The following is a 16,729-nucleotide window of genomic DNA, read 5'->3' on the forward strand; positions in this document are numbered from 1 at the left end:
GAATAATAGTACAATAAAGAACGAGGAGAGATGTAAAATATGAGCTTTATGGATAGTTTATTCAACATGGCAGATAAAAAAGAATTGAAAAAGTTCAATAAGACTGTTGATATAATAGATTCATTAGAACCTAAATTTGAATCTATGGCAGACTCGGAACTTAAAAATATGACAAATACATTTAAAGAAAGATTAGAAAATGGAGAAAGTATAGATGATATACTTCCAGAAGCATTTGCAGTAGTCAGAGAGACTTCTAAAAGAGTATTAGGTCTTAGACACTACAGAGTTCAAATGATTGGAGGTATAGTATTACATCAAGGAAGAATAGCTGAGATGAAAACAGGTGAAGGTAAAACTTTGGTTGCAACTGCTCCTGTTTATTTGAATGCTCTTACTGGAAAAGGTGTACATGTTGTAACGGTAAATGATTATCTTGCAAAACGTGATAGAGACCAAATGGCAAAAGTTTATGAGTTTTTAGGAATGAGTGTAGGTGTTATTGTACATGGTCAAAATCCAAAAGTTAGAAAAGAACAATATGATTGTGATATAACTTATGGTACAAATAATGAATATGGATTTGACTATTTAAAAGACAATATGGTAATACACAAAGAGCAAAGAGTTCAAAGAGGATTAAATTATGCGATAGTGGATGAGGTCGACTCTATACTTATAGATGAGGCTAGAACACCACTTATTATATCTGGTCCTGGAGATAAATCAACTCACCTATACTCGGATGCAAATACATTTGTGTTAACTTTAAAACCTGATGACTATGAATTAGAAGAAAAAGATAAGGCTGTATCTCTAACAGCATCAGGTATACAAAAAGCAGAAGTATATTTTAATGTTGATAATATAACAGATATATCTCATACAGAGTTATATCACCATATAAATCAGGCTTTAAGGGCACATGTAATAATGAAAAAAGATGTTGATTATGTTGCTAAAGATGGAGAAATAGTAATAGTTGATGAGTTTACTGGTAGACTTATGTTTGGTAGAAGATATTCAGAAGGCTTGCATCAAGCAATAGAAGCAAAAGAAGGTCTTAAAATACAGAGAGAATCTAAAACACTAGCTACTGTAACATTCCAAAATTACTTTAGAATGTATAAAAAACTTTCAGGTATGACTGGTACAGCAAAAACAGAAGAAGAAGAGTTTAAAGCAATATATAAAATGGATGTCTTCCAAGTGCCTACTAATAAGCTTATGGTGAGAGAAGACTTGCCAGATTGTGTATATAAAAGTGAGATAGGTAAATTTAATGCTGTAGCTGAAGAAATAATTGAAAGACATAAAGTTAATCAACCAATACTTGTAGGTACAGTTTCGATAGAAAAGTCAGAACTACTATCACAAATATTAAAGAAAAAAGGTATTAGACATGAAGTATTAAATGCTAAACACCATGATAAAGAAGCAGAAATAATAGCTCAAGCAGGTAGACTTGGAGCTGTTACAATAGCTACTAACATGGCTGGTCGTGGTACTGATATAGTTTTAGGTGGGAATCCAGATTTCTTAACTAAGAGAGAAATGAGAAGAAATGGATTTAAAGAAGATGTAGTAAATAGAGTTGATACTCCAATAGAAGGAATACCTGTGGCAGGAAATGAAATTTTATTTGAAGCTAGAGCAGAGTACGAAAGATTATATAAACAATTTAAGCAACAAACAGAAGACGAACAAAAACAAGTAGTAGAAGCAGGTGGACTTGCTATAATTGGTACAGAAAGACATGAATCTCGAAGAATAGATAACCAGTTAAGAGGTCGTGCTGGTCGTCAAGGTGACCCAGGTAGCTCAAGATTTTATATAGGTCTTGATGATGACCTTATGAGATTGTTTGGAAGCGATAGAATATCTGGAATCGTAAATAAAATAGGTCTTGAAGAAGACATGCCTATAGAACATAGAATATTATCTAAGTCTATTGAAGGTGCACAAAAGAAAGTCGAAGGTAAAAACTTTGGAATAAGAAAACATGTACTTCAATATGATGATGTTATGAATAAGCAAAGAGAAATAATATATGCAGAGAGAAAACGTGTATTAGAAGGTGAAGATTTACAAGAGCAAGTACAATCAATGACTCATTCTATAATAGAAGAATCAGTGACTCTTTATACACAAGATAAAGGATTTGATGAAGAAGGATTTAAGGAACATATGTATAATCTGTTCTTACCAAAAGGTAGTATAGAAATCCCAGAGATAGAAAAGCTTAATCCAGTTGAAATAACAGAAAAAGTTTATGAAATAGCTATGAAGATATATACTGCAAAAGAAGAACAAATAGGTTATGAAAGAATGAGAGAAGTTGAGAGAGTTATCTTACTTCAAGCTGTTGATAATCATTGGATAGACCATATAGATGCAATGGATCAATTACGTCAAGGTATAGGGCTTCGTGCTGTAGGTCAACAAGACCCAGTTATTGCTTATAAAATGGAAGGTTTTGATATGTTTGATGAGATGAATAAACATATTAAAGAAGATACTGTAAGATATTTATTTAATATAACAATAGAGGCTCCAGTAGAAAGAAAAGCAGTTGTAGATGTTGAAAATCTAACTTCTCCCTCAGATGGAACTCTTCCAACAAGCAAAACTATTAAAAAAGATGAAAAAGTTGGAAGAAATGATTTATGTCCTTGTGGAAGTGGTAAGAAATATAAAAACTGTTGTGGAAGATAGTTTTGGAGGATTAAATGTTAAAGATACAAGAGTATAGACATAGTGTGGAGCAAATAGCTTCAAATTTAGAAGAATTGAGGGTTTCTCTTTGACGTAGCTTCATTGATGGAAAAGATAAAAATTAATGAAGAGAAGATAAATAAACAAGATTTTTGGAATGACAATGAAGTAGCGCAAAAAGTACTTCAAGAAAACAAAGCTTTAAAAGAAACTATAGATGAATATGAAAGTCTAAAAAACTTATTAGAAGATGTAGAAGTATTGATTGAAATAGGCCTAGAAGAAGAGGATGATTCTGTTGAAAAGGATATAGAAATGTCTATAGAATCAATAGAAGAAAAATTATCTGAGATGAAAATAAAAACTCTTTTAAATGGCGAGTATGATAAAAATAATGCTATATTATCTATAAATGCTGGAACTGGGGGTCTAGATGCTCAAGATTGGGCTCAGATGCTTTTAAGAATGTATATAAGATGGGCAGAAGGTAAGGGTTATAAAGTTAAGCTTTTAGATATAATATCAGACCCTGAAGCGGGAATAAAGACAGCTACAATTCTTGTAGAAGGAACCAACACTTATGGATATTTAAAAAGTGAAAAAGGGGTTCATAGATTGGTAAGAATATCTCCATTTGACCCATCAGGAAAGAGACATACTTCATTTGCTTCTATAGATGTAACACCAGAGTTAGATGAAAATATAGAAGTAGAAATTAATTCATCAGATTTGAAGATAGACACATATAGAGCGTCTGGTGCTGGAGGACAACATGTAAACACAACTGATTCAGCTGTTAGAATAACACATATTCCTACTGGTGTAGTGGTTCAGTGTCAAAATGAAAGGTCTCAACATTTAAATAAAGATAGAGCTATGAGACTTTTGATGGCAAAATTGATAGAGTTAAAAGAATTAGAGCAAAAGGAAAAAATAGAAGATATACAAGGCAAATACTCACAAATAACGTGGGGTAGCCAAATTAGGTCCTATGTTTTCCAACCATATAAGTTAGTCAAAGACCATAGGACAAATGCTGAGTTTGGAAATGTAGATAGTGTGATGAATGGAAATATAGACTTGTTTATCAACGAATACTTAAAAATGAATAAGACAGTTTAATAAACAATGTACAGTAATTAGGATAGATATATAAGAAGGTTAGTGCTTACTATGCACTTTACAGCACTTAGGCTGAGGACTACAACCCTCAGCCTTCGTTCTGTTTGTTATACTTATGAAAAAACTAACATTAGGAGTGAAAAAAATTGGATATAAATCAAATCTTAAAAAATGAATTTAATCTCAAAGATGAACAAATAAATAATACGCTAAAGCTTATTGATGAAGGAAATACAATACCATTTATAGCTAGATACAGAAAAGAAATGACTGGTGAGATGAGTGATGTCACATTAAGGGAATTCTATGAAAAATTGATGTATCTAAGAAACCTTCAAAGTAGAAAAGATGATGTAGTTAGATTAATAGATGAACAAGGAAAATTAACAGATGAGATAACACAAAATATAGAAAAAGCAAAAACACTACAAGAAGTAGAAGATATATATGCTCCATATAAACAAAAGAAAAGAACTAGAGCAACAATAGCAAAAGAAAAAGGGTTAGAAAATCTAGCAGTATCAATACTAGAGAGTAATCTAGATAATATAGATTTAGAGGCGAAGAGTTATATAAATGAAGAAAAAGAAGTAACTTCTGTTGAGGATGCCTTAAAAGGTGCAAGAGATATAATTGCAGAAACAGTTTCAGATGATGCGAAGATTAGAAAATACATAAGAGAGCTTGCTTTAAGAGAAGGAATGATAGTTAGTAAAAGTTCTACTGATGAGAAATCAGTTTATGATATGTATTACGATTATAGTGAAGCAGTGAAAAGTATGGCTCCACATAGAGTTTTAGCAATAAATAGAGGAGAAAAAGAGAATTTTTTAAAAGTTAAATTAGAAATAAATAATGATAAAGTTTTAAATTATATAGTAAATGAATATGTAAATGATAAAAACTTTAAGAATAAAGATGAAATTGTAAATTCAATAGAAGATTCATATAAAAGATTAATTTTCCCATCGATAGAAAGAGAAATAAGAAATCATCTGACAGAAATAGCTCAAGAAAGGGCTATAAGTGTATTTGGAAAAAATGTTAAAAGTTTATTACTTCAACCACCAGTTAAAGATAAAGTAGTTATGGGATTTGACCCTGCATTTAGAACTGGTTGCAAAATAGCGGTTGTAGATAAAAATGGTAAATTATTGGACTATACAACAGTATATCCAACAGACCCTCAAAATAATGTAGAAGGGGCCAAGAAGACTTTAAAAGAATTAATTGAAAAATATAATATAGACATAATTTCAATAGGAAATGGGACAGCATCAAGAGAGTCAGAAACATTTGTGTCAGAAATGATAAAAGAGATAGATAGAGACATTCAATATGTTATAGTCAGCGAAGCTGGTGCATCAGTTTACTCAGCATCTGAACTCGCAAATGAAGAACATCCAGATATAAATGTATCAATAAGAGGAGCTATATCTATAGCGAGAAGACTACAAGACACCTTAGCAGAACTTGTGAAAATAGACCCTAAGAGTATAGGTGTAGGCCAATATCAACATGACTTAAATAAGAAGAGATTAGAAGAAGTATTAAATGGAGTTGTTGAGGATTCCGTAAATAGTGTTGGAGTAGATTTAAATACTGCATCATATTCTCTATTAGAGCATATTGCAGGAATAAGTAAGGTTATCGCAAAAAATATAATAGCATATAGAGAAGAAAATGGAGACTTTACATCAAGAGTACAACTGAAAAAAGTAAAAAGACTTGGCCCTCAAGCATTTACTCAATGTGCTGGATTTATGAGAATCTTAGATGGAAAGAATCCTCTAGATAATACAGGTGTACATCCTGAAAGTTATGATATATGCAAAAAAATGATTGAAATAATAGGATATTCTTTGGATGATGTAAAAAATAAAAATATAGAAGAAATAGATGAAAAAGTTAAGGAAATTGGTTTGAGAGAATTAAGTGAAAAATTGGAAGTAGGCCAAGTTACTTTAAGAGATATCATAGCTGAGATTAAAAAACCAGGAAGAGACCCAAGAGAAGAAGGAATAAAGCCTATACTTAGAACTGATGTCCTAAAAATTGAAGATATACAAGAAGGGATGTCTTTAAAAGGTACAATAAGAAATGTTGTAGATTTTGGAGCATTTGTAGATATTGGAATAAAAAATGATGGGCTAGTTCATAAATCAGAAATGAGTAATAGCTTTGTAAAAGACCCTATGAGTATTGTTACAGTAGGTGATATAGTAGATGTAAAGGTAATTGGAATTGATTTAAATAAAAAAAGAGTTGCATTATCAATGAAAAAATAGGTTAATTTATGTTTAGTTATGATACTTATGTGTAACAATTATAAATGTAAGTAGCATAATAAAAAATTTAAGAAATTATGAAATGAGATTGTAAAGAGATAATATTTAAAATAGTTAGTATAGTATTGAAAATCAGGAGGAAAATGAATGGTTTTTATAAAAAATGGTAATATAAATACCATAACAAATGGAATAATTCAGGGAGATATACTTATAGACCAAGGAAAAATAATAGAGATAGGAAAAGACTTAATAGCACCTTTAGATGTAGAGGTGATAGATGCAAGTGGTAAATTTGTGTTTCCAGGGTTTATAGATGCCCATACTCATTTAGGATTGTGGGAAGATGGTATAGGATTTGAAGGAGCAGATGGAAATGAAGAAACTGACCCAATAACACCACAATTAAATCCTATAGATGGGATTAATCCAATGGACAGAACATTTAAAGAAGCTTTTGAAGGTGGTATAACTTCTGTATGTACAACTCCTGGAAGTGCAAATGTTATGGGAGGTCAATGTATAGCTATAAAGACCTATGGGAAAAGAATTGATAAAATGGTAATAAAAAATCCAGTAGCATCTAAAATAGCCTTTGGAGAAAATCCAAAAAGCTGTTATGGTCAAGATGATAAATCTCCACAAACTAGAATGGCAATAGCTTCATTACTTAGAGAGAATCTTAAAAAAGCAGAAGAATATTTAGAGGAAGTCGACCTGTATGAAAGTCATGATGATGAAGATTGTGAAAAACCTGAATATGATATAAAAATGGAAAGTTTAATACCCGTTTTAAGAGGAGAAATTCCTTTTAAAGCACATGCCCATAGAGCTGATGATATGTTCACAGCCATAAGGATTGCAAAAGAGTTTAATTTAAAGCTTACATTAGACCATTGTACAGAAGGTCATCTTATAGTGGAGGAGCTATTGGAAGAAGGATTTCCTGTAATAGTAGGGCCATCATTATCAGAAAGGTCTAAATTTGAACTTAGAAATTTAACGTTTAATACAGCTGGAATACTTTCAAATGCAGGACTTGATGTATGTATAATGACAGACCATCCAGTAATACCAGTTCAATATCTTCCAATATGTGCAGGGATAGCAGTTAAGCATGGAATGAAAGAAGAAAAAGCAATAGAATCCATTACAATAAATCCAGCTAAGACTCTAGGAATTGAAGATAGAGTAGGTTCTATAGAAGTTGGTAAAGATGCAGATATAGTAATTTGGGATAATTCTCCACTAGAGATTCAAAGTAATGTACTTTACACTATAATAAATGGGAAAGTAGTGTATGAAAAAAAATAACTTGACAATTATTAAAAAATTAACTAATATAAGAGTGTAAGGAAAATTAAAAAATCAAAGAAGATCTTCGGGGCAGGGTGAGATTCCCTACCGGCGGTATAGCCCGCGAACTACTTATGTGGTTGATTTGGTGAAATTCCAAAGCCGACAGTAAAGTCTGGATGAGAGAAGATATTTATGGAATATAAATAAGTTTATTTTAGTTTGTTTAAACTATATCCATAAAAACTCGAAGATAAGGTCTTCGAGTTTTTTGTTTTTCCTAAAAAAATATAAATATATTTATTAGGAGGATAATAATTATGCAAAGTACAGCAAAAAGAAGTAATATGATTTCAACAAGAACTTTAGTAGTAATGTCAATTTTATCAGCAATATCTTATTTACTAATGTTTATTCAAGCACCAATACCAGGTATATTTCCAGATTTCTTAAAAATTGACTTATCAGATATTCCAGCAATATTTGGAGGGATGTCTTTAGGACCATTAGTTGGATTTGGAATAGTTGTAGTAAAAAATATACTACAAGCGATTACAGCAACAACAACTGGAGGAGTAGGAGAGTTTGCAAATATATTAATTGGTGGTTCTTATGTAATGATACTTTGTTATTCATATAAGAAAAGTAAAGATTTAAAAGGCATATTAATTGGATTTGTATTAGGAACAATAGCTATGACTATAATTGGCTCAGTGTTAAATTACTTTGTAATGTTACCACTTTATGGTCAATTTATGGGACTAGATGCTATAATAGGGTTAGGTTCAGCTATAAATCCTAAGATTCATGACCTATTTACTTTTGTAATTTGGATGATAGCTCCATTTAATGTACTAAAAGCTGTGATAATATCTTTAGTAACATTACCACTTTATAAAAAAATGGGAAATGTAATAAAAAAATAATCAGACAAGAAAATATAAAATTTTAAAATTAAATATATTGGAAAGCCATAATTTATTTATAACTTCAGTCTCATGTTGTGATTGATGTATTAAATACATTATGGCTTTATTAATTTATCAAAAAATGTATTTAAAATAAGAAATATTTAGACAGATTTAATTTTTAAAATAAAGGAAGAATTAAAACGATTAACTATTAAAATACTAAAAAGGTATCTACAATATGCAGAGCGAATTCATAATAGACAAAAAATAAAGTTATTATTAAGAATAAATAATGTTTTGAATTGTAATTCTTAATAATAACTAATTTAATGATGATAGGAGAGTAGATTTATGAAAGTATGTAAAAAAATGAAAAAAGTATTTTTAGACGATAAAGGGTATTATTTTAATAGTGATTGGGAAAATATTCATATAGGCATTGATAGTAAAATGTTAGGAGATTCTTTAAAGTATATTACGAATGAATATATTGAAAATATGGAAAGAGTGAAGTATGACTATCATGAATTAGAAAATATAAATAATCAAACAGATGGTATGTGTATTTTAGCTATAAGACAGAATTATAAAGCTTTGAAGTATGTAAAAGAGCAAACAGAAGAATTATGTTTAGAAGCTATAAGGTACAATTATAGAGCACTTGAATATGTAAAAGAACAAACTGAGTATATATGCCTTGAAGCAATAAAAAAGGATTGTAATGCACTTAAGTATGTAAGAAATCAAACAGAAGAACTTATTATAAAAGCAATAAGATGTTCTTCTAATATAGATGTTGTAAGTATATTAAAAGCTTTAGAGGTTCAAACAAGAAAAATATGTTTAGAAGCAATTAAAAAAGATGGCAGGTGTCTTGCATATGTTAGAGAACAAAGTGAAGAATTATGTATAGAAGCAATAAAACGAAACTATAAAGCACTTAAATATGTACAAAACCAAACAGAAAAAATGTGTATTGAAGCTGTAAGTCAAAATGGTATGGCATTACAATATGTAAATCAGCAAACAGAAAGAATATGTTTAGAAGCAGTTAAACAAGATGGAAGAAGCCTACAATTTGTTAATAATAAGACAGAAGAAACATGTATAAGAGCTATAAGATACTTGGATAAAAAGTACAATATTAAAGATGTACTAAATTACATAGATAACTATACAGAAGAGATATGTACAGAGATTGTAAGACAAAATGGAAAGATGCTTATGTATATAAAGAATCAAACAGAAAAAATGTGCATTGAAGCAGTAAAAGAAAATTATAAATCTCTCAAGTATGTAAAAGAGCAATCAGAGGAAATATGTAAAGAAGCCCTGAAACAAAATTGTAAGGCAAAAGAATATGTAAGGATTGCTATTGATGATTATATATAAGTTTTAATAGAATCATCAATATTGAAAGATAAACAAAAAAGATAAATAGAAGTACTTTATAATAGTTGGGGCTTATACTATAATTAATTAAGCAGTGATATAAATTCACACGACGATTATATCAAGATGGAGATGAATTAATGGCAAAAATATATTTAGAAAATGAAAGTAAAACTAGAGAAATAGGATATAAATTAGGTAAATTATTAAAAGAAGGTAGTGTAATTTGTTTAGTGGGGGATTTAGGAGCTGGAAAGACCACAATGACACAAAGCTTAGCAGACTCATTAGGTATAAATGATTATATAACAAGCCCAACTTTTACTATAATAAACGAATATGAAGGAAAAATACCTTTGTATCATTTTGATGTTTATAGAATTGGTAGTAGTGATGAAATGTATGATATTGGATATGATGAATATATAAATTCAAATGGAATCTGTATAATTGAATGGGGTAATTTAATAGAAGAGATACTTCCAAAAGAATATTTAAACATAGAATTAAGGTACAAAGATGAAGGAAGAGAAATGATATTAACTCCAAAAGGAGATTATTATAAAAGTATAGTTGAGGAGTTGATTAAATAATGAAGATATTAGGTATAGATACATCTTCTATGGCAGCAAGTGTAGCAGTTGTTGAAGATGATAATTTAATCTGTGAGTTTACAGTAAATAACAAAAAAACTCATTCACAAAAGCTTATGCCAATGATAGAAAATATGTTGGATATAAGTGATTTAAACATAAAAGAGATGGATTTGTTAGCTATATGTATAGGCCCTGGTTCATTTACAGGTCTTAGAATAGGTATGGCTACAGTAAAAGCTATAGCCCATGTAAATAATCTACCAATAATAGCAGTAAATTCTTTAGAATCTTTAGCAGGTAATATGAATTTATGTGAAAGAAAAATATGCTCTATATTAGATGCACAAAAAAATCAGGTGTATTCAGCTAAATATAAGTTTGAAGATGGAGAGTTAATAGAGTTAGATAGTGTCGATGTTGTAGAATTTGAAACTTTACTAAAGGAAATTAAATCAAGTGATGAAGAATTTATAATAGTTGGAGAAGCTGTTTATAAATATAAGGATGAGCTAGAAAACGTAAAAAATATAAAGATACCTTCACCAGCTCATAATGTATCTAAAGCAGGAAGCTTATGTTCTGTAGCACTAAATAAATATAGTAAAAATATAGATGTACATACTTGTTATACAATAAACCCTATGTATATCAGAAAATCTCAGGCCGAAGTACAATATGACGAAAAAATGAAGAGGATAAATAATGAAAGATAATACAAAACAAATAATAGATGATGTAAAAATAGAAGAAATGACTATTAAAGATATAGATGAAGTTTTTGAAGTGGAAAAAAATTGTTTTGAAGATTATTGGTCAAAAGAATCTTTTAGAAAAGAGTTATCTAATGAAGTAGCAAAGTATATAGTAGCAAAACTAGATGGAAAAGTAGTTGGATATGTTGGAATTTGGCTTATACTTGATGAAGGTCATATAAATAATGTGGCTGTTCATAGTGACTATAGAGGCAAAAAAATAGGAGATAAGTTAATAAAAAGATTAGTTGATTTATGTAAAGATAATAATATTGCGTCTATGACATTAGAAGTTAGAGCATCAAATAAAATAGCACAAAATCTATATAGAAAATATGGATTTAAAATGGGTGGAATCAGAAAAGAATACTATAATGATAACAAAGAAGATGCAATTATAATGTGGAATCAATTAAAAGAGGTGTAGAGTTTATGGGTGATATAATAACATTAGCTATAGAGAGTAGCTGTGATGAAACAGCTGCATCAGTTTTAAAAAATGGTAGAGAAGTACTTTCAAACATAATCTCTACTCAAATAGAAACACATAAAAAGTTTGGCGGAGTAGTACCAGAGGTGGCTTCAAGAAAACACGTTGAAAATATTGATATAGTTGTTCAAGAAGCTTTAGATGGGGCAAATATAGGATTTAATGATATAGACCACATTGCAGTTACATATGGCCCAGGACTAGTAGGGGCTTTATTAGTAGGATTATCTTATGCTAAAGCACTTGCATATACATTGGATATTCCTCTTGTAGGAGTAAATCATATTGAAGGACATCTAAGTGCAAACTATATAGAGCATAAAGATTTAAAACCTCCTTTTATAACATTAATAGTATCTGGAGGTCATACTCACTTAGTAGAAGTTAAAGATTATGGTAAATATGAAATTTTAGGAAAGACTAGAGATGATGCATCTGGAGAAGCCTTTGATAAGATTTCAAGGGCTATGAATTTGGGGTATCCAGGAGGACCTATTATTGATAATTTAGCTAAAAAAGGGAATAAGCATGCTATAGAATTTCCAAGAGCTTATTTAGAAGATGATAGCTATGACTTTAGTTTTAGTGGTCTAAAATCTTCTGTATTAAATTATTTAAATGGAAAAAGGATGAAAAACAAAGAAATAGTAGTTGAAGATGTTGCTGCATCTTTTCAAGAAGCAGTAGTTGAAGTTTTAGCTACTAAAGCATTAAAAGCGACAAAAGATAAAGGTTATGATGTTATAACTCTTTCTGGTGGAGTTGCTTCCAACTCTGGTCTTAGAGCTAAAATAACAGAACTTGCAAAAGAGAGTGGAATTATAGTTAAATATCCTCCTTTAATTTTATGTACAGATAATGCTGCTATGATAGGTTGCGCAGGATATTATAATTTTATAAACAATAAAACACATGATATGAGTCTGAATGCAGTTCCGAATCTTAAGATAAACCAGTAATATAAACTAAGTTTAAAAATATATTGATCAAGTATTTTTATAAAATTAAATATAGTATATGTTAAAGCTTAAAACAAGACAATGGACAATCTTTATATTTTAATAAATCAGTAGGTTTTTAGATATTTAGATATAAGGTAAATTTATGGTCTAAAATGTTTTAAGTTTTATTTTTTTGTAGAAAGATTATTTTAGAAAGTGGGTAATAGACTCTTTTTTTCCCTTCTTAAAAAGTTTTATACTAAGTATAGAAAGTTTAAGGAGGGGAAGAAATGAGTCAAAGTAAAGAAGATAAAATAAGAAGTATTTTAGAAGCAAAAAATATTAAAGCAAATTTTCAAAATCAGGAAAATTTAGATGAACTTAGTGAAAAAAAAGCAAGTAAAAGAGCAGATGATTTATTGAATGTATATTACAATACATTGTCTACAGCTGATATGGAATTTCCATATTGGTACAATAGAGAATATAGAAAATCAGATGGGGATATAGCAGTAGTTAGAAGAGCTAAAGCTCTTAAAGCTGCTTTTTCTCATATGACACCAAATATAATACCTGGTGAGAAGATAGTAATGCAAAAAACACGCCATTATAGAGGTTCTTTCCCAATGCCTTGGGTAAGTGAAAGTTTCTTTGTTGCTCAGGGAGAACAAATGAAAGAAGAAGCAAAGAAATTAGCTAGTAATACAGCAGATGAGCTTACAAAATTTGGTTCTGGTGGAGGAAATGTAACTGAAAGTTTTGGAAATGTTGTTTCAATAGCTGGTAAATTTGGAATGAGAAAAGAAGAAGTACCTGTTCTTGTAAAAATGGCAAAGGAATGGGTTGGAAAATCAGTTGAAGATTTAGGATTTCACTATGAAAAGATGATGCCAGATTATGATTTAAAAGAAAATTTAATGAGTACACTTATATGTATGTTTGATTCAGGATATACACTTCCTCAAGGTAGAGAAGTTATAAACTATTTTTATCCTTTAAATTATGGATTAGATGGAATTATAGAAATGGCAAAAGAATGTAAAAAAGCAGTTGCAGGAAATGCATCTGGAGATGGGCTTATCGGAATGGATCGTCTATATTTTTATGAAGCTGTTATTCAAGTCATTGAAGGGTTACAAGCTTGGATTTTAAACTATGCAAAACATGCAAAATATTTAGAGAGTATAGAAACAGATTTAGAATCAAAAAAAGAATATTCAGATTTAGTAGAGATATTAGAACATATTGCACATAAACAACCTCGTACATTTAGAGAAGCTCTTCAATTGACTTATACAATTCATATAGCATCAGTAAATGAAGATGCTATATCTGGTATGTCTATAGGTCGTTTTGGTCAAATTTTATATCCTTGGTATGAACAGGATATGGAAAAAGGACTAATTACAAAAGAAGAAGTTATCGAATTATTAGAACTTTATAGAATAAAAATCACTTGTATTGACTGTTTTGCTTCAGCAGGTGTAAATGGAGGAGTCTTATCAGGAAATACATTCAATACTTTATCTATAGGTGGGTTAAGAGAAGATGGTTCTACAGGAGCTAATGAATTAGAAGAATTATTATTAGAGGCAAGTATGAGATGTAGAACTCCTCAGCCTAGCTTAACTATGTTATATGATGAAAAACTTCCAGAAGATTTTTTAATGAAAGCTGTTGAATGTACAAAACTTGGTTCTGGTTATCCAGCATGGGTAAACAATTCAAATGGGACAACATTTATGATGAAGCAATTTGCTGATGAAGGAATGACTGTTGAAGAAGCTAGAGCATTTGCATTAGGTGGATGTCTGGAAACATCTCCAGGATGCTGGAAACAACTGACTTTAAATGGAAAGACATATTCTATTGCAGGTGGAGCAGGACAATCTGCTGGTTCTGGAGTTCACTTTATTGCTAATCCTAAAATATTAGAACTTGTTCTTATGAATGGTAAAGACCATCGTATGAATATACAAGTATTTGAACCTCATAATAAGCCATTAGATACTTATGAAGAAGTTGTAGAAGTATTTAAAGACTATTATAAACAAGCAATAAATGTTCTTGAGAGAGCAAATAATATTGAGTTAGATATATGGAGAAAGTTTGATACTTCTATAATAAATTCTCTATTAAAACCAGACTGTTTAGATAAAGGTCAACATATAGGAAATATGGGATATCGTTATAATGCAACATTAAATGTAGAAACTTGTGGAACTGTTACTATGGTTAACTCATTTGCTGCACTTAAAAAACTTGTATATGATGACAAAGCTTTTACAGTTGAAGAAATGAAGGATGCTGTATTAAATAATTTTGGATTTAAAGATGCATTAGAAGTTGGTAATTATTCTATGGCAGACCAAGTAAAAGTGGATAAGACTGGCAAATATGATGCTATTTATAAGGCCTGTCTTGATGCACCTAAATATGGAAACAATGATTTGTATGCAGATATGATTCTTAAAAATTATGAAATATGGCTAGCAAAAGTGTGTGAAGAAGCACAATCTTTATATGCTAAAAAAATGTATCCTTGTCAAATTTCTGTATCTACACATGGACCACAAGGAGCTGCTACTTTAGCTACCCCAGATGGTAGATTAAGTGGAACAACATATTCAGATGGTTCAGTTTCTGCATATGCAGGAACAGATAAAAATGGTGTGTATGCATTATTTGAATCTGCGACTATTTGGGATCAAGCAGTAGTTCAAAATTCTCAAATGAATTTAAAACTTCATCCTACAACTATTAGAGGACAACAAGGAACAAAAAAATTGTTAGATTTAACAAGAAGTTACTTGAGAAAAGGTGGATTCCATATTCAATACAATGTTGTGGACTCAGAAACTTTGAAAGACGCACAAAAAAATCCTGATAATTATCGTCAACTAATGGTACGTGTTGCTGGATTTACTCAATACTGGTGTGAACTAGGGAAACCAATACAAGATGAAGTAATTGCTAGAACAGAGTATGAAGGGGTGTAAAATATGAGAAAACATAGTGATTGTATGAATTTTTGCGCAGTAGATGCGACTAAAGGGATTTGTAGATTATCAAAACAAATGATTAATTTAGATGATGGAGCATGTTCAGAAATAAAAGTAATGCCAAAATGTAAAAATTGTAAAAATTTTGTTGATGCTAATGATGAAGGTATAGGTAAATGTGTTGGGCTAGAGAATGAAGATTGGGTATACTCAACATTAAACGCAATTACTTGTGAAGGGCATGTGTTTAATGAATAGTCAAAGACAATTAGAAGGAATGATTTTTGATATACAAAGCTTTTCAGTTCATGATGGGCCAGGTTGTAGAACAACTGTGTTTTTAAATGGATGTCCACTTAGTTGTAAGTGGTGTGCAAATCCTGAAAGTTGGACTGTTAGACCACATATGATGTTTAGTGAGTTGTCTTGTCAATATGAAAATGGATGTACTGTATGTCATGGTAAATGTAAAAATGGTGCATTGAGTTTTGACCTTGACAATAAGCCAGTCATAGATTGGGGCATATGTAAGAATTGTGAGAGTTTTGAATGTGTCAACTCGTGTTATTATAATGCGTTTAAATTATGTGCAAAGCCATATACTGTAGAGGAACTTGTAAAGGTGATTAAGCGTGATTCTAATAACTGGAGAAGTAATGGAGGAGTAACATTTAGTGGAGGAGAGCCACTACTTCAACATGAATTTTTACATGAAGTGCTATTAAAATGTCATGAAACAAATGTGCACACTGCTATTGAAACGAGTGCATGTGTTTCAAATGAAATTTTTAATAATATATTTAAGGATATCGACTTTGCATTTATTGATATAAAACATATGGATAGAGAAAAGCATAAGGAACAAACAGGTGTGTATAATGATTTAGTATTAGAAAACATATCAAATCTTGTGAACTCTGACTGGGGTGGAAGATTAGTACTTAGAGTACCAGTTATTTCAGGATTTAATGATAGTATAGAAAATATAAATGATATTATATCTTTTATGCATAAAAATAATTTAGTAGAAATTAATCTGTTACCATTTCATAGACTAGGAGAGTCAAAATGGATTCAATTAGGTAAAGAATATGAGTATTCTGATAAAGGAGATGTTGATGAAGAGCATCTTGAAGAATTACAGGACATATTTTTAGATAATGGCATAGCCTGTTATGTTGGGCATGAGACTGCTTTTTAGAAATAAATATTATGAAAATTAAA

13 protein-coding genes and 1 riboswitch are annotated in these 16,729 nt (G+C 30.2%); all 13 genes read left to right on the forward strand.

All coding sequences use genetic code 11. The features are described 5' to 3' along the window. The first annotated feature begins 39 nt into the window (after nt 1-39). The 13 genes from secA to hpdA all read left to right on the forward strand — a co-directional run bounded on the left by secA (nt 40) and on the right by hpdA (nt 16,706). Nucleotides 40-2,715 carry a preprotein translocase subunit SecA gene (gene secA / locus IC219_RS13295; protein WP_227831452.1) on the forward strand — a complete coding sequence of 892 codons (2,676 nt, stop codon included), beginning with the start codon at nt 40-42 and terminating at the stop codon, nt 2,713-2,715. Nucleotides 2,716-2,729: 14 nt separating this feature from the next. Next, a protein-coding gene (gene prfB / locus IC219_RS13300) for a peptide chain release factor 2 (protein ID WP_227434561.1) occupies nt 2,730-3,837 on the forward strand; the annotation gives its coding sequence in 2 pieces (ribosomal slippage) (nt 2,730-2,804 and nt 2,806-3,837; 1,107 coding nt in all). Between the two features lie 146 nt (nt 3,838-3,983). Beyond that, nucleotides 3,984-6,125 carry a Tex family protein gene (locus tag IC219_RS13305; RefSeq protein WP_227831451.1) on the forward strand — a complete coding sequence of 714 codons (2,142 nt, stop codon included), beginning with the start codon at nt 3,984-3,986 and terminating at the stop codon, nt 6,123-6,125. Between the two features lie 147 nt (nt 6,126-6,272). After that, nucleotides 6,273-7,439 (forward strand): amidohydrolase, encoded by a 1,167-nt coding sequence (locus IC219_RS13310; protein ID WP_227824879.1) that lies wholly within the window; start codon nt 6,273-6,275, stop codon nt 7,437-7,439. 59 nt (nt 7,440-7,498) lie between these two features. Next, nucleotides 7,499-7,616: riboswitch (FMN riboswitch) on the forward strand. A 125-nt stretch (nt 7,617-7,741) separates the two neighbouring features. After that, nucleotides 7,742-8,347 carry an ECF transporter S component gene (locus IC219_RS13315; protein ID WP_227434564.1) on the forward strand — a complete coding sequence of 202 codons (606 nt, stop codon included), beginning with the start codon at nt 7,742-7,744 and terminating at the stop codon, nt 8,345-8,347. 336 nt (nt 8,348-8,683) lie between these two features. Continuing rightward, entirely contained in the window at nt 8,684-9,724 is a 1,041-nt protein-coding gene (locus tag IC219_RS13320; protein WP_227434565.1) for a DUF4116 domain-containing protein, read from the forward strand. A 140-nt stretch (nt 9,725-9,864) separates the two neighbouring features. Next, nucleotides 9,865-10,317: a tRNA (adenosine(37)-N6)-threonylcarbamoyltransferase complex ATPase subunit type 1 TsaE gene (tsaE, locus tag IC219_RS13325; RefSeq protein ID WP_227831450.1), complete on the forward strand. Its 453-nt coding sequence runs from the start codon at nt 9,865-9,867 to the stop codon at nt 10,315-10,317. Next, complete coding sequence (tsaB, locus tag IC219_RS13330; RefSeq protein WP_227483550.1) at nt 10,317-11,033, forward strand: tRNA (adenosine(37)-N6)-threonylcarbamoyltransferase complex dimerization subunit type 1 TsaB; 717 nt, start codon at nt 10,317-10,319, stop codon at nt 11,031-11,033. Before tsaE ends, tsaB begins: the two co-directional genes overlap by 1 nt. Continuing rightward, nucleotides 11,023-11,499, forward strand: a complete 477-nt coding sequence (rimI, locus tag IC219_RS13335) for a ribosomal protein S18-alanine N-acetyltransferase (RefSeq protein ID WP_227824877.1) — start codon at nt 11,023-11,025, stop codon at nt 11,497-11,499. Before tsaB ends, rimI begins: the two co-directional genes overlap by 11 nt. 5 nt (nt 11,500-11,504) lie before the next feature. Beyond that, the gene (gene tsaD, locus IC219_RS13340) at nt 11,505-12,521 is read left to right on the forward strand and encodes a tRNA (adenosine(37)-N6)-threonylcarbamoyltransferase complex transferase subunit TsaD (protein WP_227831449.1); all 1,017 of its coding nucleotides are present in this window, start codon (nt 11,505-11,507) and stop codon (nt 12,519-12,521) included. Between the two features lie 272 nt (nt 12,522-12,793). Beyond that, nucleotides 12,794-15,502 (forward strand): 4-hydroxyphenylacetate decarboxylase large subunit, encoded by a 2,709-nt coding sequence (gene hpdB, locus IC219_RS13345; RefSeq protein WP_227434570.1) that lies wholly within the window; start codon nt 12,794-12,796, stop codon nt 15,500-15,502. 3 nt (nt 15,503-15,505) lie between these two features. Beyond that, complete coding sequence (hpdC, locus tag IC219_RS13350) at nt 15,506-15,763, forward strand: 4-hydroxyphenylacetate decarboxylase small subunit (RefSeq protein ID WP_227831448.1); 258 nt, start codon at nt 15,506-15,508, stop codon at nt 15,761-15,763. After that, nucleotides 15,756-16,706, forward strand: coding sequence for a 4-hydroxyphenylacetate decarboxylase activase (gene hpdA / locus IC219_RS13355; RefSeq protein WP_227434572.1), 951 nt, complete (start codon nt 15,756-15,758; stop codon nt 16,704-16,706). Before hpdC ends, hpdA begins: the two co-directional genes overlap by 8 nt. Nucleotides 16,707-16,729 lie beyond the last annotated feature (23 nt).

It is taken from the genome of Clostridioides sp. ES-W-0018-02 (genome assembly GCF_020658175.1).
Lineage (GTDB): Bacteria > Bacillota > Clostridia > Peptostreptococcales > Peptostreptococcaceae > Clostridioides.

Bases quoted from the DNA above. Each gene is read 5' to 3' on its own strand.
- rimI (WP_227824877.1), top strand. From the start codon at position 11,023: ATGAAAGATAATACAAAACAAATAATAGATGATGTAAAAATAGAAGAA.
- secA (WP_227831452.1), top strand. From the start codon at position 40: ATGAGCTTTATGGATAGTTTATTCAACATGGCAGATAAAAAAGAATTG.
- hpdA (WP_227434572.1), top strand. From the start codon at position 15,756: ATGAATAGTCAAAGACAATTAGAAGGAATGATTTTTGATATACAAAGC.
- IC219_RS13310 (WP_227824879.1), top strand. From the start codon at position 6,273: ATGGTTTTTATAAAAAATGGTAATATAAATACCATAACAAATGGAATA.
- hpdC (WP_227831448.1), top strand. From the start codon at position 15,506: ATGAGAAAACATAGTGATTGTATGAATTTTTGCGCAGTAGATGCGACT.
- tsaB (WP_227483550.1), top strand. From the start codon at position 10,317: ATGAAGATATTAGGTATAGATACATCTTCTATGGCAGCAAGTGTAGCA.
- IC219_RS13315 (WP_227434564.1), top strand. From the start codon at position 7,742: ATGCAAAGTACAGCAAAAAGAAGTAATATGATTTCAACAAGAACTTTA.
- IC219_RS13320 (WP_227434565.1), top strand. From the start codon at position 8,684: ATGAAAGTATGTAAAAAAATGAAAAAAGTATTTTTAGACGATAAAGGG.
- tsaD (WP_227831449.1), top strand. From the start codon at position 11,505: ATGGGTGATATAATAACATTAGCTATAGAGAGTAGCTGTGATGAAACA.
- tsaE (WP_227831450.1), top strand. From the start codon at position 9,865: ATGGCAAAAATATATTTAGAAAATGAAAGTAAAACTAGAGAAATAGGA.
- hpdB (WP_227434570.1), top strand. From the start codon at position 12,794: ATGAGTCAAAGTAAAGAAGATAAAATAAGAAGTATTTTAGAAGCAAAA.